The organism is uncultured Arthrobacter sp. (assembly GCF_902805515.1).
GTDB lineage: Bacteria > Actinomycetota > Actinomycetes > Actinomycetales > Micrococcaceae > Arthrobacter_D.
Genome location: NZ_CADCTE010000056.1, coordinates 1 through 16089 on the forward strand (window position 1 = coordinate 1; position 16089 = coordinate 16089).

14 protein-coding genes and 1 pseudogene are annotated in these 16089 nt (G+C 69.8%); 4 read left to right on the forward strand and 11 right to left on the reverse strand.

All coding sequences use genetic code 11. From position 1 onward, the window contains the following. Together QZX79_RS04445 and QZX79_RS04450 are read right to left on the reverse strand one after the other, a co-directional pair. Nucleotides 1–407, reverse strand: a pseudogene (locus QZX79_RS04445) (urocanate hydratase); the annotation flags it as partial. Then, on the reverse strand, nt 404–1072 hold the full coding sequence (locus QZX79_RS04450; RefSeq protein WP_294565234.1) for an IclR family transcriptional regulator: 669 nt from the start codon (nt 1070–1072) through the stop codon (nt 404–406). The gene QZX79_RS04450 and the pseudogene QZX79_RS04445, both read right to left, overlap by 4 nt. Before the next feature lie 111 nt (nt 1073–1183). Between QZX79_RS04450 and hutH the strand changes: the two genes are divergently transcribed. Continuing rightward, nucleotides 1184–2836, forward strand: coding sequence for a histidine ammonia-lyase (gene hutH, locus QZX79_RS04455; protein WP_294565235.1), 1653 nt, complete (start codon nt 1184–1186; stop codon nt 2834–2836). Between the two features lie 74 nt (nt 2837–2910). Then, nucleotides 2911–3741: a siderophore-interacting protein gene (locus QZX79_RS04460; RefSeq protein WP_294565238.1), complete on the forward strand. Its 831-nt coding sequence runs from the start codon at nt 2911–2913 to the stop codon at nt 3739–3741. Between the two features lie 45 nt (nt 3742–3786). Here the strand turns inward: QZX79_RS04460 and QZX79_RS04465 are convergent, their stop codons facing one another. The 9 genes from QZX79_RS04465 to QZX79_RS04505 all read right to left on the reverse strand — a co-directional run bounded on the left by QZX79_RS04465 (nt 3787) and on the right by QZX79_RS04505 (nt 13503). Continuing rightward, a complete protein-coding gene (locus tag QZX79_RS04465) occupies nt 3787–4992 on the reverse strand; it encodes a cation:proton antiporter (protein WP_294565240.1) in 1206 nt (401 codons plus the stop codon). Between the two features lie 4 nt (nt 4993–4996). Beyond that, a complete protein-coding gene (locus QZX79_RS04470; RefSeq protein WP_159615855.1) occupies nt 4997–5479 on the reverse strand; it encodes a cation:proton antiporter regulatory subunit in 483 nt (160 codons plus the stop codon). Between the two features lie 100 nt (nt 5480–5579). Continuing rightward, complete coding sequence (locus QZX79_RS04475; protein ID WP_294565243.1) at nt 5580–6674, reverse strand: FAD-binding oxidoreductase; 1095 nt, start codon at nt 6672–6674, stop codon at nt 5580–5582. A gap of 186 nt (nt 6675–6860) precedes the next feature. Beyond that, nucleotides 6861–8060 carry a glycine C-acetyltransferase gene (locus QZX79_RS04480; protein WP_294565245.1) on the reverse strand — a complete coding sequence of 400 codons (1200 nt, stop codon included), beginning with the start codon at nt 8058–8060 and terminating at the stop codon, nt 6861–6863. 85 nt (nt 8061–8145) lie between these two features. Continuing rightward, nucleotides 8146–9189 carry an L-threonine 3-dehydrogenase gene (tdh, locus tag QZX79_RS04485; RefSeq protein ID WP_294565247.1) on the reverse strand — a complete coding sequence of 348 codons (1044 nt, stop codon included), beginning with the start codon at nt 9187–9189 and terminating at the stop codon, nt 8146–8148. A gap of 354 nt (nt 9190–9543) precedes the next feature. Next, a complete protein-coding gene (gene gatB, locus QZX79_RS04490) occupies nt 9544–11058 on the reverse strand; it encodes an Asp-tRNA(Asn)/Glu-tRNA(Gln) amidotransferase subunit GatB (RefSeq protein ID WP_294565250.1) in 1515 nt (504 codons plus the stop codon). Continuing rightward, nucleotides 11059–12564: an Asp-tRNA(Asn)/Glu-tRNA(Gln) amidotransferase subunit GatA gene (gene gatA, locus QZX79_RS04495; protein ID WP_294565251.1), complete on the reverse strand. Its 1506-nt coding sequence runs from the start codon at nt 12562–12564 to the stop codon at nt 11059–11061. A gap of 4 nt (nt 12565–12568) precedes the next feature. After that, on the reverse strand, nt 12569–12865 hold the full coding sequence (gene gatC / locus QZX79_RS04500; protein ID WP_120166793.1) for an Asp-tRNA(Asn)/Glu-tRNA(Gln) amidotransferase subunit GatC: 297 nt from the start codon (nt 12863–12865) through the stop codon (nt 12569–12571). Nucleotides 12866–12969: 104 nt separating this feature from the next. After that, on the reverse strand, nt 12970–13503 hold the full coding sequence (locus QZX79_RS04505) for a GNAT family N-acetyltransferase (protein WP_294565256.1): 534 nt from the start codon (nt 13501–13503) through the stop codon (nt 12970–12972). A gap of 271 nt (nt 13504–13774) precedes the next feature. Here QZX79_RS04505 and QZX79_RS04510 point away from each other — a divergent pair, with 271 nt between their 5' ends. Together QZX79_RS04510 and QZX79_RS04515 are read left to right on the forward strand one after the other, a co-directional pair. Continuing rightward, nucleotides 13775–15049 carry a sugar ABC transporter substrate-binding protein gene (locus QZX79_RS04510; RefSeq protein ID WP_294565257.1) on the forward strand — a complete coding sequence of 425 codons (1275 nt, stop codon included), beginning with the start codon at nt 13775–13777 and terminating at the stop codon, nt 15047–15049. 100 nt (nt 15050–15149) lie between these two features. Continuing rightward, nucleotides 15150–16031: a carbohydrate ABC transporter permease gene (locus tag QZX79_RS04515; RefSeq protein ID WP_294565314.1), complete on the forward strand. Its 882-nt coding sequence runs from the start codon at nt 15150–15152 to the stop codon at nt 16029–16031. Nucleotides 16032–16089 lie beyond the last annotated feature (58 nt).

Sequence of the window (16089 nt, forward strand, 5' to 3'; positions counted from 1 at the left end):
AGCCCCTCCGCCTCGAGCCGGCGGAACTCCGGCCAGGTGGCCCAGTCCCCCACGAGGTTCGAGTTGGCCAGCAGCACCCGCGGAGCCCACGGGTTGGTGCGGAAAATGCCGACGGGCTTGCCTGACTGCACCAGCAGCGTTTCGTCGTCCTCGAGGTCCTCGAGGGAGCGCACGATGGCGTCGTAGGCCTCCCAGCTGCGGGCGGCCCGGCCCGTCCCGCCGTACACCACGAGGTCCTCGGGGCGTTCGGCGACCTCGGGGTCGAGGTTGTTCATCAGCATCCGCAGCGGGGCCTCGGTCTGCCAGCTCTTGGCCGTCCGGACCGTGCCGCGTGCGGCGCGGATGCTCCGGGACGGATCGGAGGTGGTGGCGCGGGGAGTCGGGGCGGTGGCCTCGGGTGTGCTCATGCTGATTCTCCTTCAGGGGTTGCTGAGGTGACGGGGAGGATGGCGGCGGCCTCGCGGGCCACGTGCATCCCGATCCCTGCTGATTCGTCTTCTCGAATGCGGTAGCTGGGCACGACGACGCTGAGCGCCGCGGCGATACGCCCTCCGGCGCGGACGGGGGCCGCGATGGCGGTGACGTCGGCTTCGACGCCGTCGCGCACCACGACGTACCCCGTGGAGGGTGTCGTCCCCGAAAGGACAGCGCCGACCGCCGTCCCCTCAAGGGGGATGCTGCGGCCGACCCAGCTGGCGTGGCGCACCGAGTGCGTGCCTTCGCGCACGGCGAGGTAGACCCCGTGGCCGTCGTGGGAGGGGACGCTGAGGTAGGCCGATTCCCCGGTCAGGCCGACGAGCCGGTCAAGGGCCCCCTCGGCGAGGGAGACGAGGGATTCGGAGCTGAGCGCCTGGGCACCCAGCTGGACGACCCGCAGCCCCGCCCGGTAGCCGCCGGCGCCGTCCCGGCGCACGAAGCCCGTGGATTCGAGGGTGCGCAGGAGCCGCAGCGCCGTCGAGGCCGAGAGCCCTGCGTCCCTCGCGGCCTCGGCCAGGGACACCGTGCCCCGCTCGCACACCGCACCCAGGAGCAGCAACGCCCGCTCCACTGAGCGGGTTGAGGTATCTGCCACTCGTATCCCCTTGCGCGTTGGTCGGATTTGTATTTCACTTATTGAAACTCCATTTTCACTCAATGGCAATAGTCCGGTAAACCCCGGAGGCCATGCGAAGCGAGGCTCCCCATGACTGCAGAGCACACAGCCCCGGGCACCACCGGCACCCTTCCGGCCGTCCCGGCACCCGGCTCCGCCGCCGCCGGCATCGGCGGCGGACCCATCCGGATCGGCACCGGCCCCCTCACTCCGGCCGAGGTCGTGGCGATCGCCCGCCACGGCGCGCAGGTGGAGCTCGACGGCGGCGCCCTCGAGGCGATGGCCGCCTCCCGCCGCGTTGTGGATCAGCTCGCCGGGGACACCACCCCCCACTACGGGGTCTCGACCGGCTTCGGCGCCCTGGCCACGAAGCACATCCCGCCCGCCCAGCGCACCCAGCTCCAGCGCAGCCTGATCCGCAGCCACGCGGCCTCCTCGGGGACGGAGGTGGACCGTGAGGTGGTGCGCGGGCTGATGCTCGGGCGGCTCTCGACCATGGCCACGGGCCGCACCGGCGTCCGGCCGGTGGTCGCCGAGACCTACGCGGCGATGCTCAATGCCGGCATCACCCCGGTGATCGGGGAGTACGGCTCCCTCGGGTGCTCCGGAGACCTCGCCCCGCTCTCCCACGTGGCACTTGCCCTCATGGGCGAGGGCGCCGTGCGCACCTCCGACGGTTCCACCGCCTCCGCCGCGGATGCCCTCGCGGCCGCCGGCATCGCTCCGGTCGAGCTGCGCGAAAAGGAGGGACTGGCGCTGATCAACGGCACCGACGGCATGCTCGGCATGCTGGTGCTCGCCTCGGCCGACCTGCACCGGCTGCTGAAGACAGCCGACCTCGCCGCCGCCATGAGTGTCGAGGGGCTCCTGTGCACCGACGCAGTCTTCGCCGCCGACCTGCACGAGCTGCGCCCGCACCCCGGACAGCGCGACTCCGCCGCGAACATCCGCACCCTCCTCAAGGATTCCGCGCTCATCGCCGCGGAGCTGACCGCCGAAACCGGACGCCACCGCTTCACCCGGGTCCAGGACGCCTACTCGCTGCGCTGCGCCCCGCAGGTCCACGGAGCGGCCCGGGCCACCCTCGCCCACGGCAACTCGGTGGCTGACATCGAACTCGGTTCGGCCATCGACAACCCGGTGATCACCCCCGACGGCAGGATCGAATCCAACGGCAACTTCCACGGCGCCCCCGTCGGCTACGTACTCGACTTTCTCGCCATCGCCGTCGCCGACATCGCCTCGATGAGTGAACGCCGCACCGACCGTTTCCTCGACAAGGCACGCAACCACGGCCTCAACCCCTTCCTGGCCGACGATCCGGGGGTCGATTCGGGGCACATGATCGCCCAGTACACCTCCGCCGGGATCGTCTCGGAACTCAAGCGGCTCGCCAACCCTGCCTCGGTCGACTCCATCCCGTCCTCCGCCATGCAGGAGGACCACGTCTCCATGGGCTGGGCGGCGGGGCTGAAGCTGCGCCGCTCCCTCGACGGGCTCACCCGGGTCCTCGCCATCGAGATCCTCACCGCGGCCCGTGCCCTCGACCTGCGGGACGGCGGCCTGGCCACGGCACGCAGCTCGGAGGCCATCACCGCGGTGCGCCGGGTGCTGCGCCGGGACATCGAGGGCCCGGGCACCGACCGGTACCTCGCACCGGAGATCGAGGCCGCACGGGTGCTTGTCGACAACGGCTCGTTGATTGCCGCCGCCGAGGAAACGCTCGGGGCCCGACTGCTCTAGGCCGGGGAACGGCCGCGCACGGGGATTTGTTAGGGTTGGCTAACCAACCTCTTCCGGAAGCGAGCCGTACCCCCATGAGCGCACCCGCCATTCGAAAGCCCCGCCCCCAGGTGGTGCTCAGTGTCCTCGAGACGATCCGGCTCAGCCCGCACCTGGTCCGTGTCGTCGCCGGCGGCGAGGCCTTCCCCAAGCTCCTTGAGAACGAGCACACGGACCGGTACGTCAAGCTGCTCTTCGCACGGCCGGAGCTCGGGCTCGTTCCGCCCTACGACCTCGAGGCCCTCGCTGAGCAGCTTCCGCCCGGGGACCTGCCCATCAAGCGGACCTACACAGTGCGCTGGATGGACCGGGAGCGGCAGCTGCTCGCCATCGACTTCGTGGTCCACGGCGATGAGGGAATCGCCGGCCCGTGGGCCGCCGGCGCCCGGCCCGGGGATCCGCTCGTGCTGATGGGTCCATCGGGGGCCTGGACGCCGAAGCCCGACGCCGACTGGTACCTCTTCGCCGGCGACGAGGCGGCTCTTCCCGCCATCGCCGCAGGCCTCGAGGCGCTCCAAGAAACCGCCACCGGTATCGCCTGGCTCGAAGTGGACGACGAGGCGGACATCCTCCCGCTCCAAACCCCGGCCGGCGTTGAGCTCCGCTGGCTGTTCCGGCGCGGCCGGCCGGCCGGGACAACGACGCTGCTCGCCGACGCCGTCGCCGCCGCGCAGTGGCCCGAGGGCCGGGTCGAAGCGTTCGTCCACGGCGAGCGGGGGGCCATGAAGGCGCTGCGCGATGTCCTGTTCGCCCAGCGCGGGCTCGAACGCGCCCAGGTTTCCCTCTCGGGCTACTGGGCCTACGGCCGGGCCGAGGACCGGTTCCAGGCCGAGAAACGGGAGCCGATCGGCAAGATCCTCGACTAAGAGCGGACCCGGCTGCCGGGCCGGCGGATCAGGTCAGCGGCCGGGTCAGCGGCCCGCCGGGATCCCATCGGCACGGCCGGTCTTCGGACCCGTGCGGCGCAGCAGCAGGTCCATCACGGGCTCGGCGATCCGGGCCAGGATCGGTCCGAGGATCGCCATGATCAGCACGTACGTCGTCGCCAGCGCCGCGATCTCCGGGACCACAGCACCCGAAGCAACAGCAAGCCCGGCAATGACGATCGAAAACTCGCCGCGGGCCACCAGCGCGGACCCGGCCCGCGCCCGGCCGCGGGGCTTGATGCCCTGGCGGGCCGCAGCCCACCAGCCGGTGGCAATCTTCGTGGCCGCCGTGACCAGCGCCAGCACCACGGCCCAGCCCAGGACCGGCGGGATCGACGCCGGATCGGTGTTCAGGCCGAAGACCACGAAGAAGATTGCGGCGAAAAGGTCGCGCAGCGGCTCGAGCACGCGGGAGGCGTTTTCCGCCGTCGCGCCGGAGATTGCGATGCCCAGCAGGAAGGCGCCGACGGCAGCCGAGACCTGGAGGGTCGAGGCGAGCCCGGCGACCAGCAGCGCGGCCCCGATGAGCGTCAGCAGGAACACCTCGCGGTCCTTGCTGTCGACGATCGCCGAGACCACATTGCCCCAGCGCAGGGCGACGACGAGGACGAGGGTCACCACGACGAGGGAGATGCCCACGGCCTGGAGGCCTCCGGCGAAGCTGAGCCCGGCGAGCACCGCCGTCAGCACCGGCAGGTAGATGGCCATGGCGAGGTCCTCGAACACGAGGATCGCCAGCACCGTCGGGGTTTCCCGGTTGCCAAGGCGCCCGAGGTCGGAGATCACCTTCGCGGCGATGCCCGACGAGGAGATATAGGTGACTCCGGCCATCACCAGGGCGCCCACAGGACCCCACCCCAGCAGGAGAGCGACGGCTGCCCCGGGGACGGAGTTCAGGACGATATCGAGCACGCCGGCCATCCAGGACTGCCGCATCCCGGTGACGAGTTCCTTCGCGGAATATTCAAGGCCCAGCATCAGCAGCAGGAGCACAACCCCGATCTCACTGGCCACCTCGCTGAAGCGTTCGAGGCCCTCGAGGGCGAGGAAGCCGCCCTGGCCGAAGAAGAGCCCTCCAACCAGGTACAGCGGGATCGGCGACAGTCCGAAGCGACCGGCCAGCCGGCCGAGGGCGCCAAGGCAGAGCAGGACAGCGCCGAGTTCGATCAGCGATATTGCGGTGTTGTGCACCCGATCAGCCGTGCCGCAGGATCTTCGCGGCGGTGTCCAGACCTTCGGAGGTGCCGACAACGACCAGGAGGTCGCCGGCGGCGAGGACGAAATCCGGAGTCGGTGAGGCCTGGACCTCGCCGGAGCTAAGCACCGCCACCACCGACGCGCCCGACCGCGAGCGCATGCGCGTCTCGCCGAGGGAACGCCCGTCGAAGGGCGAGCCGCGCTCCACCAGGAACTGTCGGGTGGTGACCCCGGGCAGGTCGCGGTGTTCCTCGGTCAGCCGGGCCACGAGGTGCCGTGCGCCCAGCAGGTTCCCGATCGTTGCGGCCTCATCGGGGGTCAGCGGGATCGATGCGACGCAGGCGTCGGGGTCGTTGGCCGCCGAGATAATGAGGTCAAGGCTCCCCTCGCGGTGCGCGACGATGCCGATCCGGCGTCCTGACGAGGTTTCAATGTCCCTGCGGACCCCGATCCCGGGCAGTGGGACTTCATCAACGTTCATCCGACCATCCTATGCCTGTCCCGCGGTGCCGTTGCCGACCCTCGAACGCGGCTGCCGGCCGCGGACTGCGGCGTGACATTTCGGTCCGGGCCGAGGTAGATCATCCGTCGGAGGCTGCGACGGCGGGGGCGAGTTCGGACGCGGCCTGCGTGTCCCCCGGCTCCTGTCCGCTCAGCTGCGCCGCTGCGAGCTCGGCAAGAGCCGAGGACGTCTGGAAGCCGTAGCCGCCCTGGCCCGCCAGCCAGAAGAAGCCTTCGGCGTCCGGATCGAACCCGACGACGGGAATCCCGCTGGGCGGGGAGGTCCGCAGCCCGGTCCAGGACCGGACGACTCCGGTGATGCCGAGGGTGGTGAGTGTGTTGAGCCGGAGAATCAGCGCCTCGACGTCCCCGGGGTTGGGGCGGGCGTCCTCCGCGGCACTGGGGACGCTTTCGCACGGCGAGATCAAGACACCCGCTTCGTCACGGCGGAAGTAGAAGGAGTCATCGGCCGAAGCGACCATCGGCGTGCCCGGGACCGGCTGCGACTCCACCCGGACGACGGCGGCGGTGCGCCGGTAGGGCACCAGGTTCCGGGGTGCCGCCCCGCACAGCTCCGCGAGCCGGTCCGCCCAGGCGCCGGCGGCGTTGACCACCACGCCGGCGTTGATCTCCTGCTCCCCTGCCCGCACGCGCCACCGGCCTCCGCTGCGCTCCGCGGCCGTGACCCGGGCGTCGGTTCGGATCGCCACCCCGGCTGCCACGGCCGCCGACCGGTGGTATTCAAGCAGGGCGTCGGTGTCGGTGCCGACGCAGGTGGTGTCGAGCCCGGCCGCCTCGAAGGTGTCCGGAAGCAGCTGCGGGCACAGCCGAAGGGCCTCGGCGTGGGTCACCCGGCGCATTGGGCCTGCAGCCCTGGCGGCGACGTCGGCCTCGCTGCCGATCAGCAGGTAGCTCCGCGGCGTGGTGAGCACGAGGCGGGTCCGCTCCTGCACGCCGGCGAGCAGGCCGAGGGTGCGGGCGGTGAGCCGGCGCACCACCGGCGGCCCGTAGCTGGGATTCAGCTGCCGGGCGGACCGCGACGAGGTGTGGTAGCCGAGGGTCGGTTCGGCCTCGACGAGGGCCACGGTCGGGCCGCCGCGGGACGCGAGTTCCGAGGCCAGCGACAGGCCGGCGATGCCGCCACCGACAATGAGGACATCGCAGCTAAGGTTCATGGCGCCATCGTAGGCACATCCGCTGCGCGCCGGGCACCAGAGGTCCACCCGGCGCGTCCGGCGTCAGCGCCCGGCGGGCGCCCCGGCTCCGGGAGGAACGTACCGCCCGCCGGCGGCGGGTCCTCCTCCGGCCGGACCCGCCGGGAACTCCGGGGTTTCGGCAGGAACGCGCCGCCCCCCGGGCCGCTAGCCGGCTGCGGTCTCGGAGCGGGCCGCGACGAACGCCCGGACGCAGGCCTCGATGTCCTCGCTGCTGTGCGCGGCGGAGAGCTGGACGCGGATGCGCGCGGCGCCCTTGGGCACCACCGGGTAGCTGAACGCGGTAACGAAGACCCCGTGGGCCAGCATGGCGTCGGCGGTCTTCGCCGCCAGGACCGCGTCTCCGAACATCACCGGGATGATCGCGTGCTCGCCCTCGAGCAGCTCGAAGCCCTCCTCGGTCATCCGGCGGCGGAAGTGGGCCGCGTTGTCGACGAGGGTGGCGCGCAGCTCGGCGCTGTTCTGGACCAGGTCCAGCGCGGTCAGGGTCGCGGCGACGATCGAGGGTGCCAGGGAGTTCGAGAACAGGTAGGGCCGGGCGCGCTGGCGGAGCACCTCAACGATCTCGCGGCGGGCGGCGACATAGCCGCCCGACGCCCCGCCCAGGGCCTTGCCGAACGTTCCGGTGTAGATGTCGACGCGGTCCCCGACACCGGCGTGTTCGGGGGTGCCGGCACCGGTCGGGCCCATGAAACCGACGGCGTGCGAGTCATCGACCATGACCATCGCGTCGTACTTATCGGCAAGGTCGCAGATGGCCTCGAGCGGGGCGAGGTAGCCGTCCATCGAGAAGATCCCGTCGGTGACGATCAGGCGGCGCCGTGCCGAGGAGGCCTCCTTGAGCTTCGCCTCGAGGTCGGCCATGTCCCGGTTGGCGTACCGGAAGCGCTGGGCCTTGCTCAGGCGGATGCCGTCGATGATCGAGGCGTGGTTCAACGCATCGGAGATGACGGCGTCCTCCGCCGAGAGCAGGGATTCGAACACTCCCCCATTGGCGTCGAAGCAGGAGGAGAAGAGGATGGTGTCGTCGGTTCCGAGGAACTGCGACACCCGCCGCTCCAGCTCAAGGTGGAGGTCCTGGGTGCCGCAGATGAAGCGCACCGAGGCCATGCCGAAGCCGCGCTCGTCCAGGGCGGTCTTCGCGGCCTCGATGATCTGCGGGTGGTCCGCAAGGCCCAGGTAGTTGTTGGCGCAGAAGTTCAGGACCTCGGCTGACCCTCCGGTGCGCAGCCCGGCCCGAATGTGGCTTGACTGGGGCGAGGAGATGGTGCGCTCGTGCTTGAACAGCCCCGCGCTGCGGATCTCCTCAAGCTCGCCGGTGAGCTGGTCGCGGATGGAGGTGTACATGTCGCTGCTCCTTGAAGGATGGGACGGCTGGAGTTGGAACGGCTGGAGCCGGCAGGGACCGCGAGGGTCCCGGAGGCGCCGGAGCTTAGAGGGAGGTCCAGTCGAGGACCACTTTGCCGCTGGCTCCGCGGCGGGCGGTGTCGAATCCGGCCTGCCATTCGGCGGCCGGCAGGGTGTCGGTGACGACGCTCGCGACGGCGTCGCGCAGTGCGGGGTTTGACTGCAGCATGGCGCTCATGGCGTACCAGGTCTCGAACATCTCGCGCCCGTAGATGCCCTTGAGGGTGAGCATGTGGGTGACCACCTTGCCCCAGTCAATGGAGATCGGCGACGACGGCAGGCCGAGCATGGCGATGCGCCCTCCGTGGGTCATATTGTCGATCATCTCGGGCAGGGCCGAGGGGTGGCCCGACATCTCCATGCCGATGTCGAAGCCTTCCTTCATGCCCAGCTCCTGCTGCGCCTCGAGGATACGCATACGGCTGACGTCGATGGCGATGTCGGCCCCGACAGCCCGGGCGAGTTCCAGGCGGGGCGCGGCGATGTCGGTGACCGCGATCTTCCGGGCGCCGGCGTGGCGGGCCACCGCGACGGCCATCAGGCCGATGGGTCCGGCGCCGGTGATGAGGACGTCCTCCCCGACCAGCGGGAAGCTCAGGGCGGTGTGGACGGCGTTGCCGAAGGGGTCGAAGACGGCGCCGAGTTCAGGGGTGATCTCGTCGTGGTGCACCCAGACGTTGGTTTCGGGAAGGACGACGTATTCGGCGAAGGCGCCGTCGCGCTGGACGCCGACGCTCGAGGTGCGGATGCACATCTGGCGCCGCCCGGCGCGGCAGTTCCGGCAGATTCCGCAGACGACGTGGCCTTCGCCGGAGACCCGGTCGCCGATCTTCACGTCGCGGACGCCGCCGCCGAGTTCGACCACCTCGCCGTAGAACTCGTGGCCGGGGATCAGGGGGGCGTTGATCATGCCCTGCGCCCAGGAGTCCCAGGACTCGATGTGGAGGTCGGTTCCGCAGATCCCGGTGGTCATGACCCGGATTTTCACTTCTCCGAGGCCCACCGCCGGCTCGGGACGGTCGACCAGTTCGAATCCGGGATGCGCACCGGACTTGTAAAGCGCCTTCACTCCATCTTCCTTCCGCGCCAATTCCGCACGGCCGGCTGGATCTGCCGGCGGCGGGCTGGTGCAACTCGGGTGGCTGTTGTGACAACCACCGCAAGATTATCAGTGCCCGCCGGGCCCCGGAGGCGGGCGGGGCGGATCCACAACTGCCCGCCGACCAGCCTCGGTCAGTGGGCATGTCCGGATATGCCCACCCATCACGCCTGGTCGGTGGGCAGAACGGTTCGTCGGGAGGCGCGTTGCCGGCACGCGGAAGACCGATCCATGGCGAAACACCCGGTACCCGACCCGGAACGCAGAACTGCCCACCGACAGAGTGCTGTCGGTGGGCAGTCGTGGAGCACGCAGGACGCTGCGTCAGCCTTCGACACCGAGGCGCTGCAGGATCAGCTCGCGCACCCGGCCGGCGTCGGCCTGTCCGCGGGTGGCCTTCATGACGCCGCCGACGATCGCTCCGACGGCCTGGACCTTGCCGCCGCGGATCTTCTCCGCGACGTCCGGCTGCGCCGCCAGTGCGCCGTCGATGGCCTCGAGCAGCGGGCCGTCGTCCGAGACAACGGCGAGTCCGCGCGCCTCAACAACCTGGGCGGGGGTGCCTTCGCCTGCCAGGACGCCGTCGAGCACCTCGCGGGAGAGCTTGTCGTTGATCTTGCCCGATTCGATCAGCGCGTTCAGTTCGACGATCAGCTCGGGGGTGACGCCCAGTTCGGCGGGCTCGACGTCGGCGATCTTGGCGCGGCGGGAAATCTCGCCCATCCACCACTTGCGGGCGACGGCCGGGCTGACACCGGCGGCGACGGTGTCCTCGACCGAGGACATCACGCCGGCGTTGACGACGTCGCGGAACTCGGCGTCGGAGTAGCCCCAGTCGGCCTGGAGGCGCTTGCGGCGCTCGGCGGGCGGTTCGGGCAGCTCCGAGCGCAGCTTCTCGATCCAGGCGTCGTTGGTGACGACGGGAACCAGGTCCGGCTCCGGGAAGTAGCGGTAGTCGTCGGCGTCGGACTTGGGCCGGCCGGCGGTGGTGGAGCGGGTGTCCTCATGCCAGTGGCGGGTCTCCTGCACGATCGCCGCACCGGAGTCCAGGACCGCGGCGTGCCGCTGGATCTCGTACGTCACCGCGTGCTCGACCGACCGCAGGGAGTTGACGTTCTTGGTCTCGGTGCGGGTGCCCAGGGTGGTGCTGCCCTTGGGCATGAGGGAGACGTTCGCGTCGCAGCGGACGTTCCCGCGCTCCATCCGGGCGTCGGAGACCCCGAGGTTCTTCACGATCTCCCGGATGGCCGCAACGTAGGCCTTCGCCAGCTCCGGTGCGCGCCGGCCCGCGCCCAGGATGGGCTTGGTGACGATCTCCACCAGCGGCACGCCGGCCCGGTTGTAGTCGACGAGGGAGAACTCGGCGCCCTGGATGCGGCCGGTGGCCCCGCCCATGTGGGTGAGCTTCCCGGCGTCCTCCTCCATGTGGGCGCGTTCGATCTCCACGGTGAACACGGTGCCGTCGGCCAGTTCGATGTCGATGGCGCCGTCGTAGGCGATCGGCTCGTCGTACTGGGAGGTCTGAAAGTTCTTCGGGGTGTCCGGGTAGAAGTAGTTCTTCCGGGCGAAGTGGCTGCGCTCGGCGATCTTGCAGCCCAGGGCAAGCCCGATCTTGATCGAGGATTCAACGGCGACCCGGTTGACCACCGGAAGCACCCCGGGCAGGCCGAGGTCCACCGGGGTGATGTTGGTGTTCGGGGTGTCCCCGAAACCGTTGGGGGCCGAGGAGAACATCTTGGTCTTGGTGTTCAGCTCGACATGCACCTCGAAGCCGAGCGCCGGGTCGTACTTCTCCATGGCCTCGTCGAAGGACAGGACCTCGTCGTGTACAGCAGTCATTTACTTCACTCCCGCAATCTCGGGGGCCTGCGCCAGCAGCGGTCCGCCCCACTTGTCTTCAAGCAGTGATTCGAGCACGGCGCCGACCCGGTAGAGCCGCGCATCCTGGCGCGCAGGGGCCAGCAGCTGGATGCCGACCGGCAGGTTGTCCTCGTCGGCGAGCCCGTTGGGCAGGGACAGCCCCGGGATGCCGGCCATGTTCGCGGGGATGGTGGCGACGTCGTTGAGGTACATCGCCAGCGGATCGTCGAGCTTTTCACCCAGGCGGAACGCCGTGGTGGGCGCCGTCGGGGAGATCAGGACATCGGCCTGGGTGAAGGCGGCATTGAAGTCGCGCTGGATCAGGGTGCGCACCTTCTGGGCTGAACCGTAGTAGGCGTCGTAGTAGCCGGCGCTCAGGGCGTAGGTGCCCAGGATGATGCGGCGCTTGACCTCGTCGCCGAAGCCGGCGGCGCGGGTGGCGCCCATGACGCGCTCGATCGTCGGGGCACCCTCGGGCACCACGCGCAGGCCGAAGCGCACGCCGTCGTACTTGGCGAGGTTGCTCGAGGCCTCCGAGGGCATGATCAGGTAGTAGGCGCCCAGGGCGTACTTGAAGTTCGGGCAGGAGACCTCGACGATCTCGGCGCCGGCGCTGCGGAGCAGGTCAAGGGATTCCGCGAAGCGGTTCAGGACGCCGGTCTGGTAGCCCTCGCCCGAGAGTTCCTTGATGACGCCGACCCGCAGTCCCTTCACCTCGCCGCGCCGGGCGGCCTCGACGAGGGCGCCGACGGGATCGGTGAGGGAGGTGGAGTCGTGCGGGTCGTGGCCGCCGATGACCTCGTGGAGCAGCGCGGAGTCGAGTACGGTGCGTGAGACCGGGCCGATCTGGTCAAGCGAGGACGCCATGGCGATCGCGCCGTAGCGCGAGACGCCGCCGTAGGTCGGCTTGACGCCGACCGTGCCGGTGACGGCGCCGGGCTGGCGGATGGAGCCGCCGGTGTCGGTGCCCAGGGCCAGCGGCGCCTCGAAGGCGGCGACGGCGGCGGCGGAGCCTCCACCGGAGCCGCCGGGGATCCGGTCGAGGTCCCAGGGGTTGCGGGTGGGCCCGTACGCGGAGTGCTCGGTGGAGGAGCCCATGGCGAACTCGTCGAGGTTGGTCTTGCCCAGGATCGGCATCCGCGCCTCGCGCAGCCGGCGGATCACCGTGGCGTCGTAGGGGCTGTGCCAGCCCTCGAGGATCTTCGAGCCGGCCGTGGTGGGCTGGCCCTTGGTGACGATGAGGTCCTTCACGGCGATCGGCACGCCGGCCAGCGGGTGCAGGGTGTCGCCGTCGGCGCGCGCCTTGTCGACCTCGGCGGCGACGAGCAGCGCCTCCTGGGTGTTGACGTGGAGGAACGCGTTGATCGAGCCGTCCACGGCGGCGATCCGGTCAAGGTGGGCCTGGGTGGCGTCGACGGCCGAGACCTCGCGCGACTGCAGCTTCTGTGCGAGCGCGGCGGCGCTCAGGCGGATGATTTCACTCATTGGGTTACTCCCCGTCCAGGATTGCAGGGACCCGAAAGCGTCCGTCGGCGTTGTCGGGGGCGCCGGCGAGGGCCTCCTCGTTGCTGAGAGTCTCCCCCACGACGTCGTCGCGGTAGACGTTGCTCAGCGGAATCGGGTGGCTGGTGGCGGGGACGTCGTCGCCGGCCACCTCGCTGACGCTCTTGATCGAATCCACGATGACGGCCAGCTCGCCGGCCATGCGGTCGAGTTCCTCGGAACTCATGTCGATGTGCGCCAGCCGCGCCAGATGCGCGACGTCCTCACGGTTAATCTCAGCCATGGATCTCCCCTGGAAGTGGATGGGTGTCTGCCTCTAGTCTACGGGCGGACAGGGCCCGGGCGGGCACCGCGGAACCCGCCCGGAGGGCCCTTCGAACACCGGCCCTAGAGCTCCAGGCGGAAGACCCAGAGCAGGATGTCTTCGTTGGGCACGAGCCAGTCGCGCTCGGGAACGCGGTAGAAACCCATGGACTCGTAGAGCCGGTGCGCGCGCACCATGTTGGAGCCGCTGGTGAGGCTGACGGCGTTGATGCCGGGCAGGGTCCGTGCGTGGGCGATGATCGCCTCGACCATGGCCCGGCCGATGCCGCCGCGCTGCACGGCGGGGTCGACGGCGAGCATGCGGAACTCGAGCTCCCCGGCGATGGCGATGTCGGTGTACCGCTGCCCTTCGAAGGTCAGCGCCACCGAGCCCACCACCCGGCCGTCGCGCTCTGCGACCCAGATCTCGGCGTGCTCGGCCCGGTGGGCGACGTCCGAGAGCACCGCCATGTAGGGGTGGTCCTCGTCGGCGAAGTAGCCGGCCTCGAGGTAGGCGGTGCGGGTGATGCGCGCCACCTCGTCGTAGTCGCTGGGCAGGACCGGCCGGATCGAAAGGGTGTCGGCGGGGCGGGAGGCGTCGGTGCGTGCGGTTTCCACGGTGTCCTTCATCGAGAATAAAAAGTCAATTTTACGCCCGGCGCCACTGCACCACGCCGGTCCGCGGTGTGTTTTCGGGCACGAATTCCCCGCGGCCGGGGAGGGTCTTCGGCGGGCTCCAGGTCCGGGACTCCCCCGGGTGGCAGCGGACCTCCCCGGCGTGTCTGGAAATCAGTTACGTTGACTTAGATCGTGATGGAGATTACTTTCACTCTATGGGCCGTGGCACATTCCGATGCCGCCGCCTTCGCCGCGATGGAGGGGACAGCAAGTGAGAAAGCTCAAGCGTTCAATGGCCGTGACTGCAGTGGCAGCACTGGCGCTGACAGCATGTGGAAACGGTGGAGGTTCCGACGCCGAGGGCGAGACGCTCAGCGTCTGGATCATGGAGGGGACGAACCCCGACGCCGAAAGCTTCTTCAAGGGCGTGAAATCCGAGTTCAAGGAAGAGACCGGCGCCACCCTCGACGTGCAGTTCGTTCAGTGGGCCGAGGCCCACGACAAGTTTGTCACGTCCATCGCCGGGAACACGACGCCGGACGTCGCCGAAACCGGAAGCACGTGGACCGCAGAATTTGCCGAGGCCGGCGCGCTGGCCCCGCTCGACGAGCAGATCGAGAAGGCCGGGCTGAAGGACGACCTCGTCGAAGGCCTGGTCGAGGCCGGCACCCTCGAGGACAGCCTCTACGGCATGCCCTGGTACGCCGGGGTCCGCTCCGTCGTGTACCGCAAGGACATCTTTGAAAAGCACGGCCTGACCCCGCCCACCTCCTGGGACGGGCTGCGCGAGGCCGGCCTTGCCCTGAAGGAGGCCGAGCCCGACATGACGCCGTTCGCCGTTCCCGGGGACTCCGCCTACCTGGCCTACCCCTTCATCTGGGGCGCGGGTGCCGAGCTCGCCGAGCAGGAGGGCGACACCTGGTCCTCGGGCCTTGACTCCCCCGAAGCCCGCGAGGGCGTGAAGTTCTACACCGACCTCGCCGTGAAGGACGGCCTGTCCTCCGCCGGGGCCACCACCTGGAACGAGAAGGACGTGCTCGACAACTTCGTCAAGGGCAACCTCTCAATGGCCACCATGGGGTCCTGGGCGATGCCGGCGATCCTCGAGCAGAACCCCGACCTCGAGGGCAAGATCGGCGCCTTCCCGATCCCCGGCCCCGAGTCCGGCTACAGCCCCTCTTTCCTGGGCGGCTCGCACCTCAGCGTGTTCGAGGGATCCAAGAAGCAGGAACTCGCCTGGAAGTTCGTCGAGATGATGACCACCGGGGAGACGGCGGCCGAGTGGGCCGAACAGACCAACTACTTCCCCGGCCAGGCCTCCCTGCTCGAGGAAGCGGCCAAGTCCGACGACCCGCTGGTCAAGCCGTTCGCCACCCAGATGGTCGAAGCCGGAACCTCGGTTCCCGTCGCTCCGGGCTGGGGCGCCGTCGAGGCGAAGAAGACGGTCCCGGCGATGATCCAGTCAATCCTCTCGGGTGACAAGGGCGTCGACCAGGCGACCGAAGACGCCGCCACCGAAATCGAAGAACTGCTGAACGGAAAGTAGTTCTTTGACCACCCCCACCAAGGCTGGAGCCGCACGCCCGGCACCGCGTGCGGCCACCGGCCCGACCCCGCCCCAGCGCCGCCGGCCCGGCAGGCTGCGCATGGCCACTGCCCGGCCGTGGCTGCTCCTGGCCCCGGCCCTCGCAGTGCTCGCCGTGCTGCTGCTGTGGCCGCTCGCCCGCGTCGTGCTCATCTCCTTCCAGGACTACGGGCTGCGCGAGATCGTCAGCGGACGCTCGAACTACATCGGCCTCGCCAACTACGCCGAGGTCTTCGCGGACCCGGCTCTCTGGACCGTCGTCCTTCCCAACACCGTGGGCTTCGCGGTGGCCGCCGTGGGCGGAACCGTGATCCTCGGCACCCTGGTGGCACTGCTGCTGGCCAGCCTCGACCGCCTCTGGCGCACCATCGTCAGCAGCGCCGTCATGGTGGCCTGGGCGATGCCCGCCGTGACCGGCACCTATGTGTGGATCTGGATCTTCGACGCCGACCGCGGCATCGTCAGCCAGTTCCTTCAGGGCACGGGCCTGCTCGATGAGCCGCACAACTGGTTCACCGACCGCTGGTCCTTCTACGCCGTCGTCCTGGTCAACATCATCCACCACGGCTTCCCGTTCGTGGCGATCACCGTGCTGGCCGGCCTGCTCGGGGTCTCCAAGGAGATGCTCGAAGCGGCAACCGTCGACGGCGCCGGCGCCGTCCGCCGCTTCTTCTCGATCACCTTCCCCACCCTTCGGCCCGTCTTCGCGGTCGTGGTGATCCTCTCCACCATCTGGGACTTCAAGGTGTTCGCGCAGATCTACCTCCAGCCCGGCGGATCGGGCTCGAACCGCTCCGTGTTCAACCTCGGCGTGTGGTCCTACGTGGAGTCGTTCGCCCAGAACCGGTACGGGTTCGGCTCGGCCATCGCCGTGCTGCTCACCGTGCTGCTGCTGGCCATCAGCGTCGTCTACGTCCGCACGCTGTTCAAGGAGGAAAAGTGAAAGCACCTTCGGCACCCTCAGCACCCTCCGTTCCGGACGCCGTGCGCATTCCGGCCCG